This window comes from Bradyrhizobium sp. ORS 375 (assembly GCF_000239775.1).
GTDB lineage: Bacteria > Pseudomonadota > Alphaproteobacteria > Rhizobiales > Xanthobacteraceae > Bradyrhizobium.
This window is the reverse complement of the sequence record NZ_CAFI01000297.1, coordinates 1-22,274: the sequence shown is the minus strand read 5'-3', so window position 1 is coordinate 22,274 and position 22,274 is coordinate 1. Positions and strand designations below refer to the sequence as shown.

Annotated in this window: 23 protein-coding genes; 16 read left to right on the top strand and 7 right to left on the bottom strand. The window is 64.3% G+C overall.

Going from position 1 to position 22,274, the window contains the following annotated elements:
- Nucleotides 1–37: 37 nt before the first annotated feature.
- Together BRAO375_RS21585 and BRAO375_RS21580 are read right to left on the bottom strand one after the other, a co-directional pair.
- A complete protein-coding gene (locus BRAO375_RS21585; RefSeq protein WP_009029562.1) occupies nt 38–820 on the bottom strand; it encodes an ATP-binding protein in 783 nt (260 codons plus the stop codon).
- 12 nt (nt 821–832) lie between these two features.
- Complete coding sequence (locus BRAO375_RS21580; protein WP_009029561.1) at nt 833–1,120, bottom strand: helix-turn-helix domain-containing protein; 288 nt, start codon at nt 1,118–1,120, stop codon at nt 833–835.
- Between the two features lie 350 nt (nt 1,121–1,470).
- Here BRAO375_RS21580 and BRAO375_RS21575 point away from each other — a divergent pair, with 350 nt between their 5' ends.
- From BRAO375_RS21575 to BRAO375_RS37005, 11 genes are all read left to right on the top strand, one after another.
- Nucleotides 1,471–2,157: a S24 family peptidase gene (locus BRAO375_RS21575; protein ID WP_244423234.1), complete on the top strand. Its 687-nt coding sequence runs from the start codon at nt 1,471–1,473 to the stop codon at nt 2,155–2,157.
- A gap of 79 nt (nt 2,158–2,236) precedes the next feature.
- Nucleotides 2,237–2,641, top strand: coding sequence for a DUF7768 domain-containing protein (locus BRAO375_RS21570; RefSeq protein ID WP_009029559.1), 405 nt, complete (start codon nt 2,237–2,239; stop codon nt 2,639–2,641).
- Nucleotides 2,634–2,909, top strand: a complete 276-nt coding sequence (locus BRAO375_RS21565) for a hypothetical protein (RefSeq protein ID WP_139031438.1) — start codon at nt 2,634–2,636, stop codon at nt 2,907–2,909. Before BRAO375_RS21570 ends, BRAO375_RS21565 begins: the two co-directional genes overlap by 8 nt.
- A complete protein-coding gene (locus BRAO375_RS21560) occupies nt 2,906–4,060 on the top strand; it encodes a beta clamp domain-containing protein (protein WP_009029557.1) in 1,155 nt (384 codons plus the stop codon). Before BRAO375_RS21565 ends, BRAO375_RS21560 begins: the two co-directional genes overlap by 4 nt.
- 37 nt (nt 4,061–4,097) lie before the next feature.
- Nucleotides 4,098–4,550: a hypothetical protein gene (locus tag BRAO375_RS21555; RefSeq protein WP_009029556.1), complete on the top strand. Its 453-nt coding sequence runs from the start codon at nt 4,098–4,100 to the stop codon at nt 4,548–4,550.
- A complete protein-coding gene (locus tag BRAO375_RS21550) occupies nt 4,537–4,740 on the top strand; it encodes a hypothetical protein (protein WP_009029555.1) in 204 nt (67 codons plus the stop codon). The genes BRAO375_RS21555 and BRAO375_RS21550 overlap by 14 nt, the downstream gene beginning before the upstream one ends.
- A gap of 201 nt (nt 4,741–4,941) precedes the next feature.
- Entirely contained in the window at nt 4,942–5,409 is a 468-nt protein-coding gene (locus BRAO375_RS21540) for a deoxycytidylate deaminase (RefSeq protein WP_009029553.1), read from the top strand.
- Nucleotides 5,406–6,623, top strand: a complete 1,218-nt coding sequence (locus tag BRAO375_RS39030; RefSeq protein ID WP_083842514.1) for a DNA cytosine methyltransferase — start codon at nt 5,406–5,408, stop codon at nt 6,621–6,623. Before BRAO375_RS21540 ends, BRAO375_RS39030 begins: the two co-directional genes overlap by 4 nt.
- A gap of 50 nt (nt 6,624–6,673) precedes the next feature.
- Nucleotides 6,674–7,000: a helix-turn-helix domain-containing protein gene (locus tag BRAO375_RS39025; protein ID WP_009029551.1), complete on the top strand. Its 327-nt coding sequence runs from the start codon at nt 6,674–6,676 to the stop codon at nt 6,998–7,000.
- Nucleotides 6,913–8,052, top strand: coding sequence for a tyrosine-type recombinase/integrase (locus BRAO375_RS21530; protein WP_502688940.1), 1,140 nt, complete (start codon nt 6,913–6,915; stop codon nt 8,050–8,052). Before BRAO375_RS39025 ends, BRAO375_RS21530 begins: the two co-directional genes overlap by 88 nt.
- A gap of 134 nt (nt 8,053–8,186) precedes the next feature.
- Nucleotides 8,187–8,465, top strand: a complete 279-nt coding sequence (locus BRAO375_RS37005) for a hypothetical protein (RefSeq protein WP_064742417.1) — start codon at nt 8,187–8,189, stop codon at nt 8,463–8,465.
- Nucleotides 8,466–9,231: 766 nt separating this feature from the next.
- Here the strand turns inward: BRAO375_RS37005 and poxB are convergent.
- Nucleotides 9,232–10,962, bottom strand: coding sequence for a ubiquinone-dependent pyruvate dehydrogenase (gene poxB, locus BRAO375_RS21520; RefSeq protein ID WP_009029548.1), 1,731 nt, complete (start codon nt 10,960–10,962; stop codon nt 9,232–9,234).
- An 823-nt stretch (nt 10,963–11,785) separates the two neighbouring features.
- Here poxB and BRAO375_RS21515 point away from each other — a divergent pair.
- The gene (locus tag BRAO375_RS21515; RefSeq protein WP_009029547.1) at nt 11,786–12,385 is read left to right on the top strand and encodes a hypothetical protein; all 600 of its coding nucleotides are present in this window, start codon (nt 11,786–11,788) and stop codon (nt 12,383–12,385) included.
- A 46-nt stretch (nt 12,386–12,431) separates the two neighbouring features.
- Nucleotides 12,432–12,749 carry a hypothetical protein gene (locus tag BRAO375_RS21510; RefSeq protein ID WP_009029546.1) on the top strand — a complete coding sequence of 106 codons (318 nt, stop codon included), beginning with the start codon at nt 12,432–12,434 and terminating at the stop codon, nt 12,747–12,749.
- A 247-nt stretch (nt 12,750–12,996) separates the two neighbouring features.
- Here the strand turns inward: BRAO375_RS21510 and BRAO375_RS21505 are convergent, their stop codons facing one another.
- Complete coding sequence (locus BRAO375_RS21505; RefSeq protein ID WP_009029545.1) at nt 12,997–13,725, bottom strand: SDR family oxidoreductase; 729 nt, start codon at nt 13,723–13,725, stop codon at nt 12,997–12,999.
- A 210-nt stretch (nt 13,726–13,935) separates the two neighbouring features.
- Between BRAO375_RS21505 and BRAO375_RS21500 the strand changes: the two genes are divergently transcribed.
- Together BRAO375_RS21500 and BRAO375_RS21495 are read left to right on the top strand one after the other, a co-directional pair.
- On the top strand, nt 13,936–15,210 hold the full coding sequence (locus BRAO375_RS21500; RefSeq protein ID WP_009029544.1) for a hypothetical protein: 1,275 nt from the start codon (nt 13,936–13,938) through the stop codon (nt 15,208–15,210).
- 62 nt (nt 15,211–15,272) lie between these two features.
- Nucleotides 15,273–16,892, top strand: coding sequence for an ABC transporter substrate-binding protein (locus BRAO375_RS21495; protein WP_009029543.1), 1,620 nt, complete (start codon nt 15,273–15,275; stop codon nt 16,890–16,892).
- A gap of 204 nt (nt 16,893–17,096) precedes the next feature.
- Here BRAO375_RS21495 and BRAO375_RS21490 read toward each other — a convergent pair whose 3' ends face one another.
- Together BRAO375_RS21490 and BRAO375_RS21485 are read right to left on the bottom strand one after the other, a co-directional pair.
- Nucleotides 17,097–18,110 carry a magnesium and cobalt transport protein CorA gene (locus tag BRAO375_RS21490; RefSeq protein ID WP_009029542.1) on the bottom strand — a complete coding sequence of 338 codons (1,014 nt, stop codon included), beginning with the start codon at nt 18,108–18,110 and terminating at the stop codon, nt 17,097–17,099.
- A gap of 62 nt (nt 18,111–18,172) precedes the next feature.
- Nucleotides 18,173–19,777 carry a hybrid sensor histidine kinase/response regulator gene (locus BRAO375_RS21485; RefSeq protein ID WP_009029541.1) on the bottom strand — a complete coding sequence of 535 codons (1,605 nt, stop codon included), beginning with the start codon at nt 19,775–19,777 and terminating at the stop codon, nt 18,173–18,175.
- 278 nt (nt 19,778–20,055) lie between these two features.
- Here BRAO375_RS21485 and BRAO375_RS21480 point away from each other — a divergent pair, with 278 nt between their 5' ends.
- A complete protein-coding gene (locus tag BRAO375_RS21480; protein ID WP_009029540.1) occupies nt 20,056–20,760 on the top strand; it encodes an SDR family oxidoreductase in 705 nt (234 codons plus the stop codon).
- Nucleotides 20,761–20,766: 6 nt separating this feature from the next.
- On the opposite strand, the gene BRAO375_RS21475 is transcribed toward BRAO375_RS21480, so the two are convergent.
- Nucleotides 20,767–22,206, bottom strand: a complete 1,440-nt coding sequence (locus BRAO375_RS21475) for a glutamine synthetase family protein (RefSeq protein ID WP_009029539.1) — start codon at nt 22,204–22,206, stop codon at nt 20,767–20,769.
- Between the last annotated feature and the right edge of the window lie 68 nt (nt 22,207–22,274).

Below are 22,274 nucleotides of genomic sequence, written 5' to 3'. Positions count from 1 at the left end.
GTTCGTTTGTTGGTAGTGTCGGGTTGGCGTTGGTGAATCAGGCCGCTGCGGCGAGCGGAGCGGGAAGGTACTTGGCGAGTGCAGCGTAGCCCTCACCCTTCTTGAACTGCATCTCGGGAGGCATGCCGAACCTGTTGCCCGCGATGAAGCCGGGACGCTCTTCGAGGAACATCCAACGGGAGCCGCCGCCTTCGGCGTGGGTGAGTTGCTTGTTGAAGCCCGCATCGACCTTCTTGATCGAAGCCTTGAAGTTGAGGAACGCGATCACGTCGCTGTTCGCTTCGATGATGTCGGCGGCATCCTTGTGCAGGTTGACGCGATAGCGTGAGTACGGGTCGGTGGTCGGCGACTCGAAGCGGTTGATGTCGCAGTGACCGAGTTGCACCACGGCCATCTGCTTCTGCGAACGCAGCGTCATGATGCCGTCGATGTATTCGAGGAAAATGCTCGCGGCGATCTTGTAGCCCTTGCCGTAGCCGGGGTCCTCGATGTTCTTCCATCCGTTGCGGGCGCACGCTTCCGCACGGATCAGATTTTCGAGGCCGGTCGTCGAGTCGAAGATCACCGTGGCGTAGTTGTGATCCTCGATCACGAGCGCGCCGATGGCCTCGCACAGATCGTTGTAGCTGCGCACTTCGATCGTGTCCGCGACGATGCCCGCCGGGACACTTTCGCCAGCCGCCGTCTGAATAAAAACGGGACGCGGAAATTCCGCGGCAAGCGACGACTTGCCAATCTTTGGCACGCCATAGATCGTGATGATCGGTTGGTCTTCGGCAGCCGACTTCTTCTTGATGCTGCCCTTGAGTGAGATCGCCATGAGGCTCCCCGGTTAGTGCTCGACGGCGTCGAGCTTCAAAGTCTTCGCCCACACCAGCCGATCAACGAGACGGTAGCCGGTGCGATTGATCGTCTCGATCGTCACGCCATGAGCTTCAGTCTTCGCGCGGACGCGGGACATGAACATTGCGACACTGTGTTCCGGACGATCTTCGGTTCCGTAGAGAACGAGCAGCGCCATCTCTTTCGTGACGGTCTCGTTCGAGAGCAGCGAAAGGAACAGGTCGCGCTCCTTCGGCGTGAGACGCCATTGCGTCGGCAGAGCCGTGGACACGACCATGGATTGACGGAGATCAGCGAACTTGCGTTCGAGATGCCCAACCCTAGCCGCGAGCGCTTCTCGCGTTTCCTTGACGTGGATCATCCGTTGATTACCGCTTGACATCCGTCGCCGTTACGGCTTTATGCCGAATCAGTTGGCGACTTTTTCCTGAAACCGTTGAACTTTATGTAACGGACCGGGTTAGGGGTGTCAACGGATGGCGACGGATGAAAACAGAAAATCCGTGATGATGATCCGTCGCTACCCACAGGTATGAGCACCGGGCTTCGGGTAGCGATCCAGAAAGACGTGGTCTAAGAAGGGTCTAACGCATGGTGATCAGTCGAGTGCGCAGGGGGTTAAGGAACATGAATGCAAAGGCGTCCACACGGCCGCACCCGCAGCTAGAAACTATCAAGGCCCGCGTCGAAGAGCGCGTAACCGCCAAGGGGATTTCGAAGAACGAAGCGTCTCGCCGGGCTGGCCTTGGGCTCAGCTACGTGAACGATCTTCTTGCGGGCAAATCGCTAAACCCATCCCGCGAAGGTCTCAGCAAGCTCGCGGCGATCCTCGATACCGATGTGAATTACTTCTTCGGCAGGCAGTCGCTCCCACGAATCGGAACTACTGAGCCCAACGTCGCGCCGGTTGGGATGCGGATGCAGGAAGCCCCGCAAAACTCGACGATCCCGTTGTTCCAGATCGGTCTCACCGATCCAGACGGCTTCTTCTCCCTCAACCCAAGCCGCCGCACGTCATGGACTTCGCCGCTGGCGACTCCCTCTGATACCTACGCGGTGACGGTTCCCGACGACACGATGGCTCCGCGCTATCGAATCGGTGAAGTCGTGGTCGTGAGCCCCAGCAAGCCGGTTGCTCACGGCGGGTTTGCGATCGTCCGACAGTCAGACGACCGAGTCGCAATCCGCGAAGTCGTCTCGATCTCGCCGGATAAGATCAGTGTGCGGATGCTAAATGGCGAAAACGTCATCGACATCGCTCGATCAAACGTGAAGTCGCTTGAGCGTGTCATTGGTTCTTGTGAATTACTTTAAGGGATGGTCCGTCGCTATCCGTTGACATAACGGATAGACACCCATATGGTCCGTTGCTGCTCGGGAGAGGCAACGGACTATGGAAAGCATCAAACTCGTCATTCTGGAGTCGCCATACGCTGGCGACATCTTCGCAAACGTCGCCTATGCGCGGCGTTGCCTCAAGGATTGTGCCCTGCGCGGCGAAAGCGCCCAGGCTTCGCACCTTCTTCTCACTCAGGTTCTCGACGACACCAACGTAGACGAGCGCGCGCTTGGCATCGCGCTCGGTCTCGCGTGGCGGTCCGTCGCTCATTACTCGGTCTTCTACACGGATCGGGGATGGTCCAACGGGATGATCGCCGCGCTGAGCAGCGCCCTTCTTGAGCGCCGCCCCTTGAAGCTGCGCGCCCTGGACGGCGCGGTTCAATTCCCCGACCCCTTCGACATCTCAACCGACCTGTTCAGTGCCGTCGATCTCTCGACGGCTTCCGCCCATGCGTGAGGCCATGTCGAGTGAAGACAGGACTGCGCTCATGCGCGCGGAAGCGGCCTTGGCCGAGGGCGATCCAATGGTCGCACGCCGCCATCTCGCCGCTGCCGATTGCGCCTTCGCGCACGAGATCGACTCGCTGATTCGCGATGGCCTGTTCGATGAAGCCGCGCACCGGCTGCGCATTTTTCACAATCCGAAATTCCCGTCTCTCGAAGACTGCGTCGAGCACGTCGGCGAGACCGGCCATTACCACGTCCAATCAGGGAGCCTTCTGTGAAGTTCAAGATCAACCGTGACAAACTCGCCGACATCGTTACTCGCGGCGTATCGAGCGCTCCGAAGAACTCGCCTGCCGTGATCGCGAACAACGCGCGCATCATTGCCCAGGACGGCGCGATCTCCATCGCCACGACCGACTTCGAGATGATGGTCGAGGCGTTCGGCGAGTGCGAAGTCGAGGCCAACGGCGCGACGACCATCGACGCCATGAAGCTCAAGGCCGTCGTCGATCGGCTGCCGAAAGGCGTCGATGTCTCGATCACGATGGACACGGCGAAGTACGAACTGGTCTGCAAGGCAGGCCGTTCGCGCACGACCTTCCCGACGCTCGCCGCAGAGGACTGGCCTGCTCGCGAGTACGCCACGGACGGCGCGAAGTTCGCGCTCGAAGGCTGCGACCTGATCCGTCTGTTCGGCCACACCGCCCAAGCCCTTTCGACGATCCCGAACTCGCCGATGCAGGGCGTCTTCCTCCACTTCGCCGACGACGGCAAGCGCCTCGCGGCAGTGGGCACCACCGGCACGATCCTGTTCAAGGCCACTGTGCCCGTGCCGGATGGAGCGGAGGACATGCCGCTGAACGACAACCGTCCCGGCGTGATCCTGTCATCCGAGACGGTTAGCTCGGTGCTGCGTCTCTTCCGCAATGCCGACACGGTCAACGTGATCGTCAACTCGAACTCGATCTTCTTCTACACCGACACGACTCGCTTCTGCTCGTCGCTGTTGGTTGGCACCTATCCGAACTATCTGCCGCTCGTCTCCAACCCGGTTGCCGAGAGCATCGTCGTCAGCCGCGAATCGTGTGCGAGCACCGTCGCACTGCTCGAAACCTTCGCGTCGAAGGAATTGGGCCACCGCTTGCAGTGTGCCGGTTCAGAGGAAGGCTTCGTGATCGCAGTCGGCGGCACGACCGGCGGCAGCGTGGACGTGGTCGAGGCGACGATCAGCGGCGAGATCGCAGCGTTCGGCATCAACGGCGTCTTCATGAAGACGATGCTCAACTCGTTCCGTGCGAGCAGCATTGCGCTTCATCCGGACGCCCGCAATCGCCGCATCCTGTTTCTGGCTGACGACGAACATCTCACCGGCGTCATTGCGATGATGAACATCGCGACCGATCTGGCATCGGGTCCGAAGCATGAGTAGCCGCACTCGCGACCGTGCAAATCGCCGCACGGTCACTATGCCCGAGCGGGTCGGCCCTCATGTGAAGCTTGTATTCGCAGAGATGGCCCGCCTGCGGATCACCTATGACGAAGTCGAGATCGGCTCGGGCGTGCGGAGGGCTTCCGTCAAGGCGTGGCGGAAGAAGAACCGGCCTGGATTGGAGTCGGTCGAAGCCGTGCTCGGCTTTCTCGGGTGGGACTTCGTTGCGGTGCCCCGCGCGAAGGTGCTGCCCGACGAAGTCCGCGCAGAGCTTCAGCCGATCGCCGACAAGCTCGGCCTCACGATGCCGCAGACGATCACGGCGCTGATCGAGATCGTCACCGGCATCCACGAACGCTTCCCCTTCCTCCGCGACCCGACTGCGATCAAGCCGGTCCGCTTCAAGGGCAAGCCGAAGGAACGACGGCCCACCATCCACCCCGATCAACACTCCCTCTTGCAGGACGCCCCCACGCATGTCTCCCACTGACATCAACGACATCACCACGCAGCGGATGATCGAAGCGGCCACCTCGCGCGGAGCGACGCCCAACATCGACTCGGTCGGGCTCGCGCTGCTCGACGCCCAATTCCGCCCCTGGGAGATCACCATGCGGATCGACGCGGTGATCGCTGGCGTGCGCGCCGTGTCCGGCAGCTTCGTCACGGAAACCATGTGATGGCCGAGAGCGAAGCGACCGCAGCCATTGCACGCTGCATCATTGGCCCGCGCCTTCCGGTGCCAGCCGGGTCGTCCTACACGCTAGAGGCTTTGCGTGAGTGCTGTTGGGGCATGGCGTCCGACAGCGAGCGCCATGACGCTCTCAATGCCGCAGAAGCCATTCTGAGGCTCCCGATCTTCAAGAGCTTGGAACGCTGAGATGGCTGACCGGATCGACTATTGGATGGACCAAGCCGCGTTGGCTGCCACGCAGAGCAAGGATCGCAGCCGCAAAGTCGGCTGCGCGATCGTTGACGAGCGCCATGGCGTCGTCGTCTCGACCGGCTGGAACGGCTTTCCGCGCGGCGTGAACGACAACGTCGAGGCCCGCCATGAACGCCCGGCCAAGTACAAATGGACCGAGCACGCGGAGCGCAACGCCATCTTCAACGCCGCGCGGCGCGGAACGAGCACCGATGGCTGCACGATCTTTCTGCCGTGGTTTCCGTGCAGCGACTGCGCTCGCGCCATCATTCAATCCGGCATTTCCCGCATCGTCTGCGTCACGCACGACGACAACGACGCGCAATGGTCGGCTGACATGGATGTCGCGGCGTCGATGTTGGTCGAGGCCGATGTCCATATCCAGTATGTCGCCGGTCGCGAAGCGCCGAAGGCGGGCGCATGAATGTGGCTGCACGTCCCCCACTCAACGTTGTCTCCCTCTGCACCGGAGGCGGCGGACTCGATCTTGGGTTTGAATTGGCAATCCCAGGCGCTCGCGGCATCGTGTACGTGGAGAGGGAAGCATTCGCCGTCGCTCACCTGGTCTCAGCGATGCGGCAAGGTCTCCTTCATGACGCGCCTGTCTGGAGCGATGTCACCACCTTCAACGGCAGGCCGTGGCGTGGCGTCGTGGATTGCCTCATTGGAGGCATCCCGTGTCAGCCTCACTCCGTCGCCGGGCTTCGGCTCGGAGAGAATGACGAGCGCGACCTATGGTCGGCAGCGCGCCGAATCATCGTCCAATCGCGTCCGAGCTTCGTCTTCATCGAGAACGTCGCTGGCTTCGTCACGTCGGGCGGCCTCGAACGAGTCTGGCGTGATCTTTGCCGCCTTGGTTACGAACCTGAGATCGGACTTTTCACGGCGTCAGAAGTTGGCGCAAGCCATCGGCGCGAGCGCTGCTTCGTCCTCGCCGTGTTGGCCGACGCCTACTTCGAGCATGACGACCGGCGCGGGCACGGAGGGACGCGAAGGCGGCCTCAATCTGCAAACGGCAACGGCGTGGTGGCCGACGCCGGCCATGCGGGACTATCGGACCCCGAACAGCGAAGACCATCTCGACAACAGTTCGGGCGCGCTGCATCTCGATCAGTTGCCGAACTTCGTGACGCACCTTTGGCGGACGCCAACGGCGCTGAACGAAAATGCGCTCGGCACGGGCGTCTCGGTCGAGAATGCGCTGAAGCGGGTTCAGCGGGGCAACACGATCAACCTTCAGGATCAGGTCGTCTTGTGGACGCCGCCTGCGAACGACAACTCGCGCAATGTTTGGATGACGCCGCGAGCGAACGAAGTCGGCGAGTATCAGAACAGCCACGGGGACAAGACGCGGCCCTACCCGACCTTGACCGGCCAAGTTCTTTCCCACCCGGACCTAACGACCTTGCCGAGTGGCGACGAGTCCTCGAAGCCGCGCCGCTTCTTGAACCCGCTGTTTGTCGAATGGCTGATGGGGTGGCCCCCGCTTTGGTCTCTCGCATCGACCGGCTTCGCCTGCTCGGAAACGGCGTTGTCCCATTGGAAGCAGCATATGCGCTCAGAACTCTCGCGGCTCGGCTCTCCGAGCGCGCCCGCTGTGCAGCACACCTTGTTCGGCTAATGGCCTTGCCTGCGTGAAATATCCGGCTTAAGACCGTATCTATCCGCCGACCGTCCGTGAGTTCCAAATGATGAAGGCTGCCAACGACAACACCCCGCTGAACACGGTCCTCACGACCGCGGACGTGATGGCGCGCCTCCGCGTCTCCCGGAAGACACTCTACGCTTTGGTTGCGAAGCATCTGCCGAACGCCGCGCGCGTCGGCCGCGATTATCGCTTCATCGAAGCGGACATCATTACTATCTTCAACGGAATGAGGGGATCATGCGACTCTACCTTTGGCGGCGCACCGAAACGTCGAACTGGATCATCCGGGGCACGGATGCCGAAGGGCGAGAAGTCAACCAGTCTACAAAAACGACTAACAAAGCGGCGGCCGAAGGCATCCGCATAAAGAAAGAGGCCGAGCTTCTGCACGAAGTCGTCCACGGCAAGAAGGCCGTGGTCACATTCGATCAGGCGGCCGAGTCCTATCTCGACAACGGCGGATCACCGCGCTTCCTTGGCACGTTCGATGAAGAGACGGGCAAATGGTCCGGCCTCATGTCACACCTCATGGGCGTCCCGCTGAAGGACATCACGCAGGCGCGGATGAATGAGATCGGCAAGGCGCTGTATCCGAACGTCAGGCCGGACACACTCAACCGGCAGCTATGGACACCCTTCATCGCGATATGGTCGCATGCTGAGCGGATGGAATGGGCTCAGCCGAAGCGCTGGATCAGGCCGAAGAAGCCGAAGGGGACCAACGTCGAGAGCTTCGGACCGAAGCGCGTAGGCTCCTATCCAGTGCCCTATGGCGTCGCTTGGGAGTTCATCAAGGGCCTTGGTGTCGCGAACGCGACGGTCTTCACGATCTTGTTCTACAGCGGCATGCGGCCGATCGAGCTGTTCACCATGGACACGTCGCAGGTCAACGTGAAGAACCGATGGATCACGCTGGCGAAGTCGAAGATAGGCGAGCCGCGCGGCGTGCCGATCCATGAGGCGCTTGTCCCGATGCTCACCGACATGGTCGAGAACAGGCCGGGGCGATTAGTGCGCACCTGGGACAATGAGCACTTCACGGTCGTTGAGAACGCTGGCGGGCAGATGAAGAAGGCGATCATTGCCGCTCGATTGCGGACGCATATCTTCGACGTGGCTCCGTACACCGCCCGGCACACCGTCTCGACGCAGCTTGTGATCGAGGGCGTCCACCCTCACACGAAGGATCAGATACTCGGCCATTCCGCTGACGACATGAGCCGCCATTATACCCACGTACCGCAAGCCCCGTTGATCGAGGCGATCAACAAGCTGCCGACGATCCAAGAGTGGCTTGATCAGGATTGGATGCGCGAGCCGGTCAAGCACGCCCACCGTTGGGCGAAGCCGCTGAAGAAAGCCGAACGCGAGGCGGGCGAGCGCGCCTTCGAGGCGTGGCAGAAGCGGCGCGCAGCTTGACGCCGGGAACGAAATCCCGAGATCAGAGTCCACTCACCCGATGTCTCACCCAGGGCGGCACCTGGGGGGCGTCACCTGAAAGGCCCCGTGCGGACACCCCGTCGCACGGGGCCGCGCCATTTGAGGGCCGCGCCATGAAGCATTGCCTGCGCTGCGACGACGCTCGGTGGGTTTGCGAGAACCACCCCGACCGCCCCTGGACGGACAGCCTACGGGGCTGCCAATGCGGCGCGGGAGCGCCCTGCCCGATCTGCAACGCCACCGACGACGACGCGACACCCGACCTGCCGGACGGCTTCGTGGTCGAGGCGGAAGCGCCGTTCTCGATGCCGACGATCGCAGACGAGATCGAGCAAGAGGAAGTCGAGGAAGCCCTGAAGCGGATCATGCGGCAGGCTCGACGGAAGCACTAACGACAAAGGGCACCCGGTTTCCCGTGGTGCCCCTCTCGTCAGAACAGCCGCGACAAGACGGCTACAATCCAAGCCAGGGGCAAATTGCACCCAAAGCCAAGACGGTAACTCGCACCGCCGGGCCTGCTGGCTTCGAGAGTGAGCAGCACGGTCATGTGCCCTCCCTTCCCGTTGCTTAGTGCGGCTCGGGGCAATCGAGATCATCCCGAACCAGAAGGCATAACCTTCGGTGACGAACACTAAGCGGTTGACCAGCGGCGGCAGGGATTTCGAGCTTTTTGATAGACTCCGCGACCCTACCCACGCTTCGTCTAATTCTGCACGTAATGCGAGCACCGCGAGAACGCAAGACCGATCCGTGTATTATCCGTGCATAGTTTCTCAACCATTCTGTAAAATATTGAAATACTTACGCAATTAGCAATGGTCCTCGCCCTTGGTAAGGGAGAGGTCGACAGTTCAATCCTGTCCGGCAGCACCATCTCGTTTCCCCACAGCACAGCTCCTCAACCAACTCGGCCTCATGCTTCGAGACGCGCCGTGTTTGGCAGTCGTGACGGCCGCTCGGATCCGGGCGCGGCGCTCCTCGCCATGAGGGGTGACGGCGTCGCTGTGAGTTGGAGCCCGAAACCCACGCCCCGCATGGGCTGCGACCTCCCCCGCAGGCGGGGGAGGTGCGCCGCGGTCGCGGCCACAAGCCGTGAGCTTGAAGCAAACACATCGGCTCTCCCGAGTAAGACATGCCTTGCATCCAGCCGCTCTCTCCTCATCGCGGCAACAGATTCTCCTTCGCCAGATCGATCACCTCGTCGCCGCGGCCGCTCATGACGGCGCGGATCAGCCAGACGCTGAAGCCCTTGACCTGTTCGAGGCCGATGGTCGGCGGCATCGACAGCTCCTGCTTGGCGGTCACGACATCGAGCACCGCGGGGCCATCATGTGCGAGCCAGTCGCTGACGGCGCCCGGCAGTTCGCCGGGATCCTCGACGCGGCGGCCATGGATGCCCATCGCCTGCGCCATCGCCGCGAAATCCGGATTCTCCAGATCGGTGCCGTGCTCGACGAAGCCCGAGGCCTTCATCTCCAGCGCGACGAAGCCGAGCGTGCCGTTGTTGTAGATCACGACCTTCACCGGCAGCTTCATCTGCTTCAAGGTGATGAGGTCGCCCATCAGCATCGCGAAGCCGCCGTCGCCCGACAAGGAGATCACCTGCCGTCCGGCCTGCGCCGCCTGAATGCCGATCGCCTGCGCCATCGCATTGGCCATCGAGCCGTGCACCAGCGAGCCGACCAGGCGGCGGCGGCCGTTCATGGCAATGTAGCGCGCGGCCCAGATCGTCGGCGTGCCGACATCGAAAGTGAAGACCGCATCACCCGCGGCCTGCTCACTGATGAGCCGCGTCAGATATTGCGGATGGATCGGAAGGCGGCCGGGTGTCCCCACGGCGAGATCATCGAGACCTTTGCGAGCGGCGGCGTAGCGTTTCAGATTGTCGTCGAGATGGCTGCGATCGGACTTCGCATTGAGCTTCGGCAGCAGCGCGCGCAGGGTCTCGCTGATATCGCCGACGACGCCGACATCCAGCCGCGCGCGGCGGCCGAGCTGGCTCGGCCTGATGTCGACCTGCGCAATTTTGATGCCGTCGGGAATGAACTGCTTGTAGGGAAAATCCGTCCCAAGCATCACCAGCGTGTCGCAGCTGTGCATCGCGTGATAGCCGGAGGAGAAGCCGATGAAGCCGGTGAGCCCGACATCGAACGGGTTATCGTACTCGACGTGCTCCTTGCCGCCGAGCGCATGCACGATCGGGCTCTGCAAGACCGCCGCGAGCTGCATCAGCTCGGCCTGGGCGCCGGCGCAGCCGCGGCCGCAGAACAGCGTCACCCGTTCCGCGCCATTGAGCAGCGCCGCCAGCGCATCGAGCTCCGGCTCGGCCGGGCGCACCACCGGCTTCGGCGGCAACAGGCCGATCGAAGGCGGCAGTGCGCGCTTCGGCGCCGCCTTCAGCGCGACGTCGCCGGGGATGACGATGACGGCGACGCCGCGTTCGCCGACCGCGGCACGGATCGCGTTGTCCAGCACGAACGGCATCTGCGTGGGATCGGAGATCAGCTCGCAATACACGCTGCATTCGCGGAACAGATTCTGCGGATGCGTCTCCTGGAAGTAGCCGCCGCCGATCTCGCTCGACGGGATGTGCGCGGCAATCGCCAGCACCGGCGTGCGGCTGCGCTGCGCGTCGTAGAGACCATTGATGAGATGCAGGTTGCCGGGCCCACAGGAGCCGGCGCACACCGCGAGCTCTCCGGTGATCTGCGACTCACCTGACGCTGCGAAGGCCGCGGCCTCCTCATGGCGGACATGCACCCAGTCGATCGTCTTGCGGACGCGCAGCGACTCCGTCAGCCCGTTGAGGCTGTCGCCGACGACGCCATAAATGCGCTTGATGCCGGCGATCTCGAGCGTCTCCACGATCTGGTCTGCTATGGTGGCCATGATCTGATCAATCCTTTGGTGATGAGATGTGCGCCGAACGTAGCGGCCGAGCCTTGCGGTCTCGTTACCTGCACCAGCCGGGCCAGCCCAATCAAAAGCGCGCGCGGGACCGGAGTTCCAGATCGCGACACGCGAGACGATGACGAGAGAATGACAGCGCCCGATCGCGGACCGTGACAACGCATCCTCGCGGCGCAATTCGCGTCCGAGCTTTGCTGCAAGACCGCCCTCTTCGACATCGAGGGCGCAGGGAAGGCCGGGAGCCTGCCGCCCCCATGGCCCGCCTGCAGAAAAAGAATGCAGGCGGCAGTCACCACAGGTTCGGCTGGGACATCCCGGCCCTCCCTGCGCGGTGGGCTTACGATTTATACGCGCTCTCCCTGGAGACCGGGCTGTCTTGCCTCCATCACCCGCGATGCGCGCGAGCACACCAGCAAGCTTGACCTCAGCGTCGGGAGGCCAGGACCACGCGATTTCATCGTCCGCATCGAAGTCGTTCGTCCGCTCGCGAATGCGTAGCTGCAACTCCGATCCGGCCACCGCATCCCGCGCTCAACGCTCGTGACGACTCGCGAAGCGCCCCTCGTTGATGAGCACGGGACGGCCGGAACTGTGCAGGTGATTTGCCCGACGACACAAGGCAGACTGCTGCGGCAAACTGGCACGACGAGCAGTTTGGGCATAAGAGGTTTGCGAAAGCGCCTTTGGGTCTCGAAGTCAGCGGTTGATCGAAACCCGCGCAATGAGACCCAAACGATCAAAACGACCGCGCAAAGCTGCTTCGACCGTATGTCTCTCGGAACGACGATTCTGAGCCGAGCACATGTCCCTGATCGACCATCTCCTGCCGACCTATCAGTTCTCCGAGCGGCACGAGACGCGCGTACGCTGCCCGCCCGGCGAATTGCTCGACCTGATCCAGGGCTGGGAGCCGCCACGCGATCGCTTCTCCGAGATCGCGATGGCGCTGCGCCAGATGCCGGCGCGGCTGATGCACGCCATGGCACCGTCACGGCATGCGGCGCCAAAGCCGTTCAGCCTGAAGAGTTTTGCGCCGCTCGGCCGTGACGGCGACCGCGCCATGGCCGGCGGACTGATCGGGCAGTTCTGGCGCAACGATTTTGGCCTGGTGGGAATCGCGGGGCCTGAGGAATTCATCGCCTTCAGCGCGCCCCGCACGCCGAAGCTCGTGCTCGGCTTCATGGTCGAACCCGAGGGCGAGATGACGCGGCTCGTCACCGAGACGCGCGTGCACTGTCCCGACCGGGCGTCCTTCCTGATGTTCCTACCGTATTGGCTGGTGATCCGGCCGGCGAGCGGCCTGATCCGGAGACGCATGCTCGGCGCGATCAGGCAGATTGCGGAGCAACGGAGAATGGATCAACGAGCGACCAGCGAACCGGATGCGAGCAGGGATCGTTGACGCCCATGCCTCGATCATAGACCTTACTGGCAGCAGGAGCGATCAGATGGTAAGTCCGGAGCTAGCAGCGCAATCGACGATGGTCAGGGCCCTGCTCGGCCGGGCCCAAGCCACGCTTCCGTCTCCTCCCCTCCGGCATGTGCAAGCCTGCGCGAAGCTGTATGAGGACTTCGCCGAATATCTCGAGCACAACGAGCTCGAGCTTGCGCTCGATACGCTGATGGAGCTCGGCCATCTCACCTCGCCCGGCGACGGCTTCTGGCGCGACCTGGAACGCGCAGCCGAGGTCATGGGCCTGAACAACCGGGTTGTGGCGCTGCGCGAGTCGTTTCGTACTGCGCCGCTTCCGCCGGAAGCTGAGTAGCTCTTCGCCCCCCGACATCGATGACCATGGGCCGCTTGCGGCATGGGCATCGCCTCTGGAGATGCGGAGCTGCCGCTGCGAAGGATCCTGCCGATGAGTTGCTCCGTCATGCACGGCTTGTCCCGGGCATCCACGTCGTGGCGAGAGACGAGCGCAAAATTGCGATCTCCAAATGCGATGATCCTGCCGCAAGCGGGGCGAGGTACGCCGAGGGCGCCGTGACAGCGCCGATCAACATCTCACGCATCTACAAATCGAAATTCGTCGGCAGCATCACAACGTCGCGGATGGTCATGCCGCGCGGACGGGTCAACATGAACAGGATCACGTTGGCGACCTCCGTGGGCTCCAGCAGGCTGCCGGACTCACGCGCCTCCCTCAGCTTCTCGGCGGGCCAATCGGCGATCAGCGCGGTCACCACCGGGCCGGGCGAGATCGCGCCGATGCGGATGCCGTGCTTGAAGACCTGGCGGCGCGTGGTCTGCACGAAGCAGTCGATCGCCCATTTCGAGGAAGCATAGACCGGCTCCCACGGCGTCGGATAGTGCGCGGCCAGCGAGCTCGTGACGATGATGTCGCCGGAGCCGCATTCGATCATGTGCGGCAGCACGTCGCGCACGTTCTTCATGACGACGTTGACGTTGAGATTGAGCATGCGGTCGATCGCGTCGGTCTTGGCATCGACGAGGTCGCCGCCGAGATAGCTGCCGGCATTGGCATGGAAGATGTCGAGCCGGCCGGCCGCATCGAGGATCCGCGGCAACAGCGTGGCGCAATCGGCGGCATCGAGCAGGTCGATGACGACCGGGATCACCATCTCGCCATGGCGTTCGCGCAGGCGCGCCAGCGCAGCCGCGTCGCGGTCGATCATGACGACGCGGGCGCCGCCCGCCAGCATCGCCTCGCTGCTGGCCAGCCCAATGCCCGACGCCGCACCGGTGACGGCCGCCACCTTGCCCTCGAGTTCCCTGGTCATCGCGTCCTCCCTCGGTGGCCTCATGGTTCGAGACGCGCCGCACGCGGCGCTCCTCACCATGAGGAGATATCGCCGCAAATCAAGACCTCAGCCTGAAGAGCCCGCCGGAGGCGGGCGTCGCGACGGACGGCAGGCGACGGAGCATCTCCTGCCGGATTGGACCCAACGCAACACCCACGCGTTTCTGTCTGGCCGCAGTGAAAGAGTCCGATGGAGACCGTCGACACCTATCTCGCCCGCAAGCATCAGGAGCTCACGCTCCTGAACGGCTGCCTGCGGCGACCGCATGCCGTGCCGATGCCCCGCTCGGTCGGCGAGGTCGTCAGGCAGAAGTTTCAGCTCGCGGCCGCCCTGAAGGCGGAGCACGCGTTGGCCGACTGGACCGCGACAGAAACGGCCTGGGCGGATGCGGACCATCACCGCGCCGGTCCGTTCGCGTTCAGCTATGACTATCAGCGCGCCGATCTCGACGTAAGCGGGCCCTCGTTCTACGCGGTCGGGGAGGACATCGGGGACACGCTCTACACGATCTCGGGCATGGCGGCGATCGCGGCGCTGCTGCTGGCGACGCGGCCGGTGCTCGGACAGTCAGACCTGCTGATGCTGCCGGGCTCCTATGGCGAGACCCAGGAGCTGGTCGACGCCCATGCGCGACACCTGCGCCTGCTGACGCTTTCACGCGATCTTGCCGCGGTGACAGCGCCGCGATCACCGGCGCCGCGGCTGCTGCTGCTCGATTCGAGCGCGACCGCGGCGCGCTTCGAGGCCATCCTCCGCTGCGCGCGTCCTTCCATCGATCTCCTGATCTTCGACACCACCTGCTTTGCCCACGGCTCCGGCCGCATCCGCCGCGTGCTCGCCTGGGCGCGGCGCTGGGCCGTGCCGGTCGTGATGGTGCGCAGTCACACCAAGCTGGATTCGCTCGGCGCCGAATATGGCCGGTTGGGCTCCGTGGCCTTCATCGGCCCCCGCTCGGCGCAGCGCGCTGCGCTTGGCGGCCTGCCGGAGGAAACGCGCAACGCGGTGAGGCTGCTCGGCGGAGCGGCGCTGCCGGCGCATTTTCCGCCCTATGTCGGCACGGACCGCTACCGCGATCTGACAAACAGACGGCTGGCGGCGATCCTGCGCAACAGCCGTCGCGCGCGGCGCCGGTTTGCGACGACGCTGCGCGGACTGACCGCCGAGCTCGACTTCGCGCACGGTCTCTATGTCACGCTCGCGAGCCGCGCGCCATTCGACGAGGCCGCCGCACGGCAGGCCGCGGCCGCCATGAGCGACGACCTCAAGCGCGCCGGCCTGCCGATCCGCCACGCCGGCAGCTTCGGCTTCGACTTCGCCGCGACCGAATGGTTTCACGACGCCACCACCGACCGCTACAGCGTGCGCGTGGCGGTGCCTGATCTGCCGACGGCTGTCTGGGACGATCTGACCGGCGCAATCGCGGCCTGGTGGTCGGCGCATCAGGGACGATCCGCCGCGGCGTGATCGCGCGGCATGGCACGCGCTTTGCCTCCTCTCCGGCAATCTTTCGTCCGCAGGGAGGTCCCATGAGCAGCTCGCATTTCGATATCACGCGCCGCAGCGTCGTCCTCGGCGGATTGGGCGTTGCCGGTTCGAGTGCGCTCGGCCCGCGTTTCGCGCTGGCGCAAGGCCGCGCCGAGACGCTGCTGGTGGTGCAGGAGCTCGGGCCGAACTCGCTGGACATGCAGGGCGTCGGATCGAACCAGACAGTGAACGGCCTTGCCTGGAACTGCTACGACCGGCTGCTGAGCTATGCGGCGAAGACGTTGCCCGACGGCACCACGTCCTATGATCGCGCGACCCTGGCACCGGAGCTCGCGGAGAGCTGGGAGGTCGCCGCCGACGGCATGTCCTGCACCTTCAAGCTGCGCAAGGACGCGACCTTCCACGACGGCACGCCAGTGACCGCGAAGGACGTCAAATGGTCGTTCGATCGCGCCGTGTCGGTCGGCGGCTTTCCGACGTTCCAGATGTCGGCGGGCTCACTGGAGAAGCCGGAGCAGTTCGTGGCGGTCGACGACCACACCTTCCGCATCGACTACATCCGCAAGGACAAGATGCTGCTGTTCAACGTCGCGGTCGTCGTGCCCTTCGTGATCAATTCGGAGCTCGCGAAGAAGAACGCCACGGCGGAGGATCCGTGGGCGCTGGCGTGGCTCAAGGCCAACGAGGCCGGCGGCGGCGCCTACAAGGTCGAGAGCTGGAAGCCGGGCACCGAGACGATCCTGAGCCGGTTCGACAATTGGAAATGCGGCCCGCTGCCGAAGATCAGGCGCATCATCGCGCGCGACATTCCCTCCGCCGGTACACGGCGCGCGATGCTCGAGCGCGGCGACGCCGATCTCTCCAGCGGCTTCGCACCGCGCGACTTCGACCAGCTGATCAAGGAGGGCAAGGTCAAGGTCACGGGCGTGCCGATCCCGAACGCGCTGTGGTACGTCGCGCTCAACACCGCGAAGCCGCCGTTCGACAATGTCAAGCTGCGTCAGGCGATCGCCTGGGCGATGCCCTATGAGCAGATCCAGGCAAGCGCGTTCTTCGGCCGCGCGGTGCCGATGTATGGCGGGGCTGCCGAGGTGACCAAGCCGGTCTGGCCGCAGCCGTTTCCTTACGTCACCGACCTCGACAAGGCCAAGGCGCTGCTGAAGGAGGCCGGCCTGGAGGGACTGGACACGACGCTGTCGCTCGACGCGGGCACCGCGACGGTCGGCGAGCCCACCGCGATCCTGATCCAGGAGAATCTCGCCAAGATCGGCATCAAGGCGGCCATCGAGAAGATCCCCGGCGCCAACTGGCGGACGACGTTGAACAAGAAGGAACTTCCGATGGCGCTGAATCGCTTCTCAGGCTGGCTCGACTATCCCGAATACTATTTCTACTGGAATTTCCACGGCCGCAATTCGATCTTCAACATCTCGTCCTACCAGAGCAAGGAGATGGACGGCCTGATCGACAAGGCGCGCTTCACCACCGATGCGGCGGAATATGAGGCCACCGTGAAAGCCTTCATCGGACTCTGCATGCGCGAGGTGCCGGTGGTGCCGCTGAACCAGCCGATCCACGACGTCGCGATGCAGAAGGCCGTGAGCGGCTACGAGTTCTGGTTTCACAGGGAGCCGGACTACCGGCAGTTCGCGAAGGGGTAGGTGCTCGTCATTCCGGGGCGTGCGCAGCACGAGCCCGGAATCCATCTCGCGACAGAACGCATGGCACGAGGGATTCCGGACTCGCCGCGCTTGCGCGCGTCGCACGGGATGATCCGGACATTGGAGCAACACCTCCAGGCAACACCTCGCGCATGTCTACAGGTGAAATACGGCTTGCTTGGCGGGGGAACGGCAAAACTCCCCTCACAGCCACCCGCGCCGCCGAAACTGCCAATACAGCACGCTGCATACCACCGCGATGAAGCCGAGCACCGCGTAGTAGCCGTACTGCCATTTCAGCTCCGGCATGTGCTCGAAGTTCATGCCGTAGATGCCCGCCACCGCGGTCGGCACCGCGAGGATGGCGGCCCATGCTGCCAGTCGCCGCGCGATATCGGTCTGCTGCGCCTGGCCGGCCATCATGCTGGCCTCGAACACGAAGGCGAGGATCTCGCGCAGCGAGTCCGCATCCTCCTCGGCGCGCTTGGCGTGGTCGAGCACGTCGCGGAACAGCGGCGCCATCTCGGCATCGATGGCGACATTGTCGACATGCTCGAGCCGCTTGCAGACGTCGACCACAGGGCCGACGGCACGGCGCAGCCGCAACAGGTCGCGCCGCAGCCGATACAGACGATCGACCTCATGCCGCGCCAGCGGCCGCTGCAGCACCACTTCCTCCAGGGTCTCGACCTCGGCCATGATGCTCTCGGTCACCGGGCGGTAGTTGTCGACAATGAAGTCGAGGATCGCATAGAGGATGTAGTCCTCGCCCTTGGCGAGCGAGCCCGGGCAACTCTCGCAGCGCTCGCGCACCGCGCCATAGGAGGTCGAGGCGCCGTGGCGTACCGAGACGACGAAGCCGGGGCCGACGAAGATGTGGGTCTCGCCGAAGATGATGTGCTCCTTGACGAGCTGCGCGGTGCGCGCGACGACGAACAGCGCATCGCCATAGCGCTCGACCTTCGGCTGCTGATGCGCCTTCGAGGCGTCCTCGATGGCGAGCTCATGCAGGTTGAACTGATCCGCGATCCGCTGCAGCAGCGCCGCCTGCGGCTCGTGCAGGCCGATCCACACCACGTGGCCCGGCCGTCTGCTCCAGGCGCCAGCCTCGTCGATCGCGATGTCGGCGACGCGGCGGCCATTGGCGTAGACGCCGGCCGCGACCACGCCGGGCTCGCGCGGGACGTTGGTTGCTGGCTGGATCGTGACGTGGCGCATGCCCCATTCTCCGCTCTCGAGACCGACTTTCGACGCAAGGACTCGGCGGGTCAAGCGTCGCATCAGGTGACGCCCGTCGGGCCGTCGAGCAGCTGCCGGATGCGACGAACCAGGTCGGTGCGCCGATACGGCTTGTTGATGATCTCGAACTCGCCGATATTGGCGTCGGCGCGCTCGACCGCGGCGTCGGAATAGCCCGTCGTCAGCAGCACCTTCAGCTTCGGCTGGCGCTTGCGCGCCTCGCGCGCCAGCACGGTGCCGTTCATGCCTCCGGGCATCACGAGATCGGTGAACAGGAGATCGAAGCGCGTCTCCGAATCGAGCAGCTCCAGCGCCGCATGTGCGTTGGTCGCGACCTCGGTGCGGTAGCCGAAATCGTCCAGAATCGAGCGCGCGAGCTCGGCGACCTCGGCGCGGTCCTCGACGATCAGGATGCGCTCGCTGCCCGCGCGGTCCATCGCCATCGGCGCGCGCACCGACGGCGCCGCGATCTCCTGCTCGGTCGCGGGAAACAGGAGCTGCACCGTCGTGCCGAGCCCGACCTCGCTGTAGATGTAGGTGCTGCCGCCGGACTGGCGCGTGAAGCCGTACACCATCGCCAGCCCGAGACCCGTCCCCTTGCCCTCGTCCTTGGTGGTGAAGAACGGCTCGGCGACGCGCGCCAGGATGTGGTGCGGAATGCCGACGCCGTCGTCCGAGACCTTCAGCGCCACATAGCGCCCGCCCCGGGGCACGCCGAACTGGACGATGTCCTCGTCCGCGATCTCCTTGTTCTCGGTGCGGATGGTGAGCGTGCCGCCACGCGGCATCGCGTCGCGCGCATTGACGAACAGATTGAGCAGCGCGACCTCGGCCTGGGTCTGGTCGACGCGGCTGTTCCAGAGCCCCGGCTGCGCCTTCACCACGATGCGCACGCTTTCGCCGAGCGTATGCTGCGCCATCTGCACCATGGTCTCGATCATGTTGTTGAGGTTGATCGGCCGGCTGTCGAGCCGCTGCTTGCGGGCGAACGACAGCAATTGCTGCGTCAGGGTCGCAGCGCGGTTGGCGGCGGAGCGGATGTTGTCGACGGCGCGGCGATGCCGCGGGGCGAGCTCGCTGACGGCGCCCTGCAAGGTCTCGGTGTAGCCGATGATCACCTGCAGGATATTGTTGAAGTCGTGCGCAATGCCGCCGGTGAGCTGGCCGATCGCCTCCATCTTCTGCGACTGCACCAGCGCGCTTTCGGCGTCGCGCCGGCGCGACACGTCGAGCTGCGAGCCGAAGAAATACACCAGCTCGCCATCGCGGTTGTAGACCGGGCTGATGAACAGCGCGTTCCAGAACGCCGAGCCGTTCTTGCGATAGTTCAGGATCTCAACCGCAATGTCCTGCCGGTTGGCGATCGCGGTGCGCACCGCGTCGATCGTGTCGCGATCGGTGTCCGGCCCCTGCAGGAAGCGACAATTGCTGCCGACGATCTCGGACAGATCGTAGCCGGTCATTTCGAGGAAGGCGCGATTGGCGAACAGGATCGGATTGTCGTTCTGACGCGGATCGGTGACGATCATCGGCATCCGCGTCGTCTCGACAGCGGCAAAGAAGATGTCGTGATGATCGGTCGAAAGGTCGGACGCATCGCCGCTGTCGACGACCGCGCGATCGCGCGGCGGCTTGTGGTCTGACATTCTCTCCTGCTCCGCTGATCTCATCTCGCTGCACTCGGCCGCGCGAGCATGCCGGCTGCTGCGCGTCCCTTGATATGCCGCTCGATGGGAACCGGTTCCCGCAGACAGCCATGCGCGGAAACTGTAGAAGACGGCTTCACAGAAAAGCGACAACGCGCCGCGGGAACGAATTTCGCCGAGCGCGGAGTGCTTCAAGGCGCGTTCATGCCACGCTCGACGCCGCCCGAGCCGCAGGCTAAATCACCGCGTATCGTTCGAGATCGGCAGGAGCAATCGTCATGACAGCGCACAAGGTCGCATTGGTCACCGCGGGCGGCAGCGGCATGGGCGCGGCGGCCGGGCGCCGGCTTGCCTCTGACGGCTTCCACATCGCGATCCTGTCGTCCTCCGGCAGGGGCGAGGCGCTGGCGGCGGAGCTCGGCGGCCTGGGCGTCACCGGATCGAACACGTCGAATGACGATCTGAAGCGGCTGGTCGACGGCGCCATGAACCGGTGGGGCCGCATCGACGTGCTCGTCAACAGCGCCGGCCACGGCCCGCGCGCGCCGATCCTGGAGCTCACCGACGAGCAGTGGCACACCGGGCTGGACACCTATCTGCTCAACGTCATCCGTCCGACGCGCCTGGTCACGCCGATCATGCAGGCCCAGAAGAGCGGGGCGATCATCAATATCTCGACCGCCTGGACCTTCGAGCCGTCGGCGATGTTCCCGACCTCGGCGGTGTTTCGCGCGGGCCTCGCCTCGTTCACCAAGATCTTCACCGACAGCTACGCCGCCGACAACGTCAGGATGAACAACGTGCTGCCGGGCTGGATCGACAGCCTGCCGGCGACCGAGGAGCGCCGCAAAGGCGTGCCGATGGGCCGCTACGGCAGGGCCGAGGAGATCGCCGCGACCATCGCCTTCCTCGCCTCCGAGGGAGCGGCCTACATCACCGGCCAGAACATCCGCGTCGACGGCGGATTGACGCGGAGCGTGTGAGGGGCGTCAGAACATCTCGAAATATTCACGCTGCTCCCAGTCGGAGATCTCCTGCTGGAATCGCTCGATCTCGGCGTTCTTGATGAAGGTGTAGTAGTCGATGAAGGTGGCGCCGAAGGCTGCGCGGAAGAACGCGTCGTCCTTCAGCGCATCGACGGCCTCGCGCAGCGATTTCGGCAGCAGGCTCGCCTTGGTCTCATAGGGCACGTCGGCCGATGGACCGGGATCGAGCTTGCGATCGATGCCGTCGAGGCCGGCCGCGATCTGCGAGGCCATGTAGAGATAGGGATTGGCGGCGGGCTCGCCGATGCGGTTCTCCAGCCGCGTCGCGGCGTCGCCAGGCCCGCCGAGCACGCGGATCATCACGCCGCGATTGTCGCGGCCCCAGATCGCGCGGTCGGGCGCCAGCGAGTAGGAGCGATAGCGCCGGTAGCCGTTGATGGTCGGTGTCGAGAACACCGCTGACGCGCGGGCATGCGCGAGCAGGCCGGCCATGTAGGCGCGGCCGAGCGCGGACAGCCCCTCGGCCTCCTCCGTCATGAACGCATTGCGGCTATCGCGCGCGACCAGCGACTGATGCAGATGCCAGCCCGACGACATCACGTTGGGAATGCGCGGCCGGCACATGAAGGTGGCGTGATAGCCGTGGCGTTGCGCGATCTGCTTCACGGCGCTGCGGAACAGCACCATGGTGTCGGCGGGATCCATCCCGATGCCGGGCTGCAGCACGAACTCGCACTGGCTCGGGCCATATTCGAGCTCGATCGAGCGCAAGGGCAGACCGAGCGCGGTGAGATTAGCCCTGATGATCTCGAGCGCCGGCTCCATCTGATCGAAGCGCTGCTCGGTGAGATATTGATAGCCCTGCGTCAGCAGGCTGACCGCCGGCGGCGTGCCGGGCTGGCCGGGCGACCCGGCATCGGCCGGAGCCAGGCGGGGATCCTCGACCTTGAAGATGTGGCACTCGACCTCGAGGCCCGCCTTGAACTGATAACCACGCTGATCGAGCTTGGCGAGCGCGGAGCGCAAGAGATTGCGCGTGGCAAATGGAACGGGTGCGCCATTCGCGAAATACAGATCGCACAGCACCCAGCCGGTGCCGGGCGCCCAGGGCAGGACGCGAAACGTGGTGGGATCGGCGACCATCAGCGCATCGCTGCCGCCCTGCATCTCGGCCATGCCGAAGCCGCCGCCGGCGGTGAACACCGGAAACACCGTTCGGTGCGAGGTGTCCTTGGCGAGCAGCGTCGTCGTGATCGAGCAGCCGTCCTCCAGCAAGGACAGCGCCGCATCGACGGCCAGCGTCTTGCCGCGCAGGGTGCCGTGCTGGTCCGGGAACGAGAGGCGGATGGTGTTGAGGCCGCGCTCCTCAGCGAGACGGCGCATGCGAACTGCGGCTTCAGTCTGCTCGGCGGTCCACAGCTGATGCTTGTCGACGAAACTCAACGATGGCTCCTGAGTGGAATGACAACTTGCATGATCAATTTCCTGCCCGCAAGCGGGCACTGTCCTTA

Coding starts and splice junctions, on each gene's coding strand:
- BRAO375_RS21565 (WP_139031438.1), top strand. CDS start 2,634: ATGCGTGAGGCCATGTCGAGTGAAGACAGGACTGCGCTCATGCGCGCG.
- BRAO375_RS21505 (WP_009029545.1), bottom strand. CDS start 13,725: ATGACCAGGGAACTCGAGGGCAAGGTGGCGGCCGTCACCGGTGCGGCG.
- BRAO375_RS21490 (WP_009029542.1), bottom strand. CDS start 18,110: ATGCGCCACGTCACGATCCAGCCAGCAACCAACGTCCCGCGCGAGCCC.
- BRAO375_RS39025 (WP_009029551.1), top strand. CDS start 6,674: ATGATGAAGGCTGCCAACGACAACACCCCGCTGAACACGGTCCTCACG.
- BRAO375_RS21510 (WP_009029546.1), top strand. CDS start 12,432: ATGGTAAGTCCGGAGCTAGCAGCGCAATCGACGATGGTCAGGGCCCTG.
- BRAO375_RS21540 (WP_009029553.1), top strand. CDS start 4,942: ATGGCTGACCGGATCGACTATTGGATGGACCAAGCCGCGTTGGCTGCC.
- BRAO375_RS21495 (WP_009029543.1), top strand. CDS start 15,273: ATGAGCAGCTCGCATTTCGATATCACGCGCCGCAGCGTCGTCCTCGGC.
- BRAO375_RS21570 (WP_009029559.1), top strand. CDS start 2,237: ATGGAAAGCATCAAACTCGTCATTCTGGAGTCGCCATACGCTGGCGAC.
- BRAO375_RS21500 (WP_009029544.1), top strand. CDS start 13,936: ATGGAGACCGTCGACACCTATCTCGCCCGCAAGCATCAGGAGCTCACG.
- BRAO375_RS21555 (WP_009029556.1), top strand. CDS start 4,098: ATGCCCGAGCGGGTCGGCCCTCATGTGAAGCTTGTATTCGCAGAGATG.
- BRAO375_RS39030 (WP_083842514.1), top strand. CDS start 5,406: ATGAATGTGGCTGCACGTCCCCCACTCAACGTTGTCTCCCTCTGCACC.
- poxB (WP_009029548.1), bottom strand. CDS start 10,962: ATGGCCACCATAGCAGACCAGATCGTGGAGACGCTCGAGATCGCCGGC.
- BRAO375_RS21515 (WP_009029547.1), top strand. CDS start 11,786: ATGTCCCTGATCGACCATCTCCTGCCGACCTATCAGTTCTCCGAGCGG.
- BRAO375_RS21575 (WP_244423234.1), top strand. CDS start 1,471: ATGAATGCAAAGGCGTCCACACGGCCGCACCCGCAGCTAGAAACTATC.
- BRAO375_RS21480 (WP_009029540.1), top strand. CDS start 20,056: ATGACAGCGCACAAGGTCGCATTGGTCACCGCGGGCGGCAGCGGCATG.
- BRAO375_RS21550 (WP_009029555.1), top strand. CDS start 4,537: ATGTCTCCCACTGACATCAACGACATCACCACGCAGCGGATGATCGAA.
- BRAO375_RS21580 (WP_009029561.1), bottom strand. CDS start 1,120: ATGGTCGTGTCCACGGCTCTGCCGACGCAATGGCGTCTCACGCCGAAG.
- BRAO375_RS21585 (WP_009029562.1), bottom strand. CDS start 820: ATGGCGATCTCACTCAAGGGCAGCATCAAGAAGAAGTCGGCTGCCGAA.
- BRAO375_RS37005 (WP_064742417.1), top strand. CDS start 8,187: ATGAAGCATTGCCTGCGCTGCGACGACGCTCGGTGGGTTTGCGAGAAC.
- BRAO375_RS21485 (WP_009029541.1), bottom strand. CDS start 19,777: ATGTCAGACCACAAGCCGCCGCGCGATCGCGCGGTCGTCGACAGCGGC.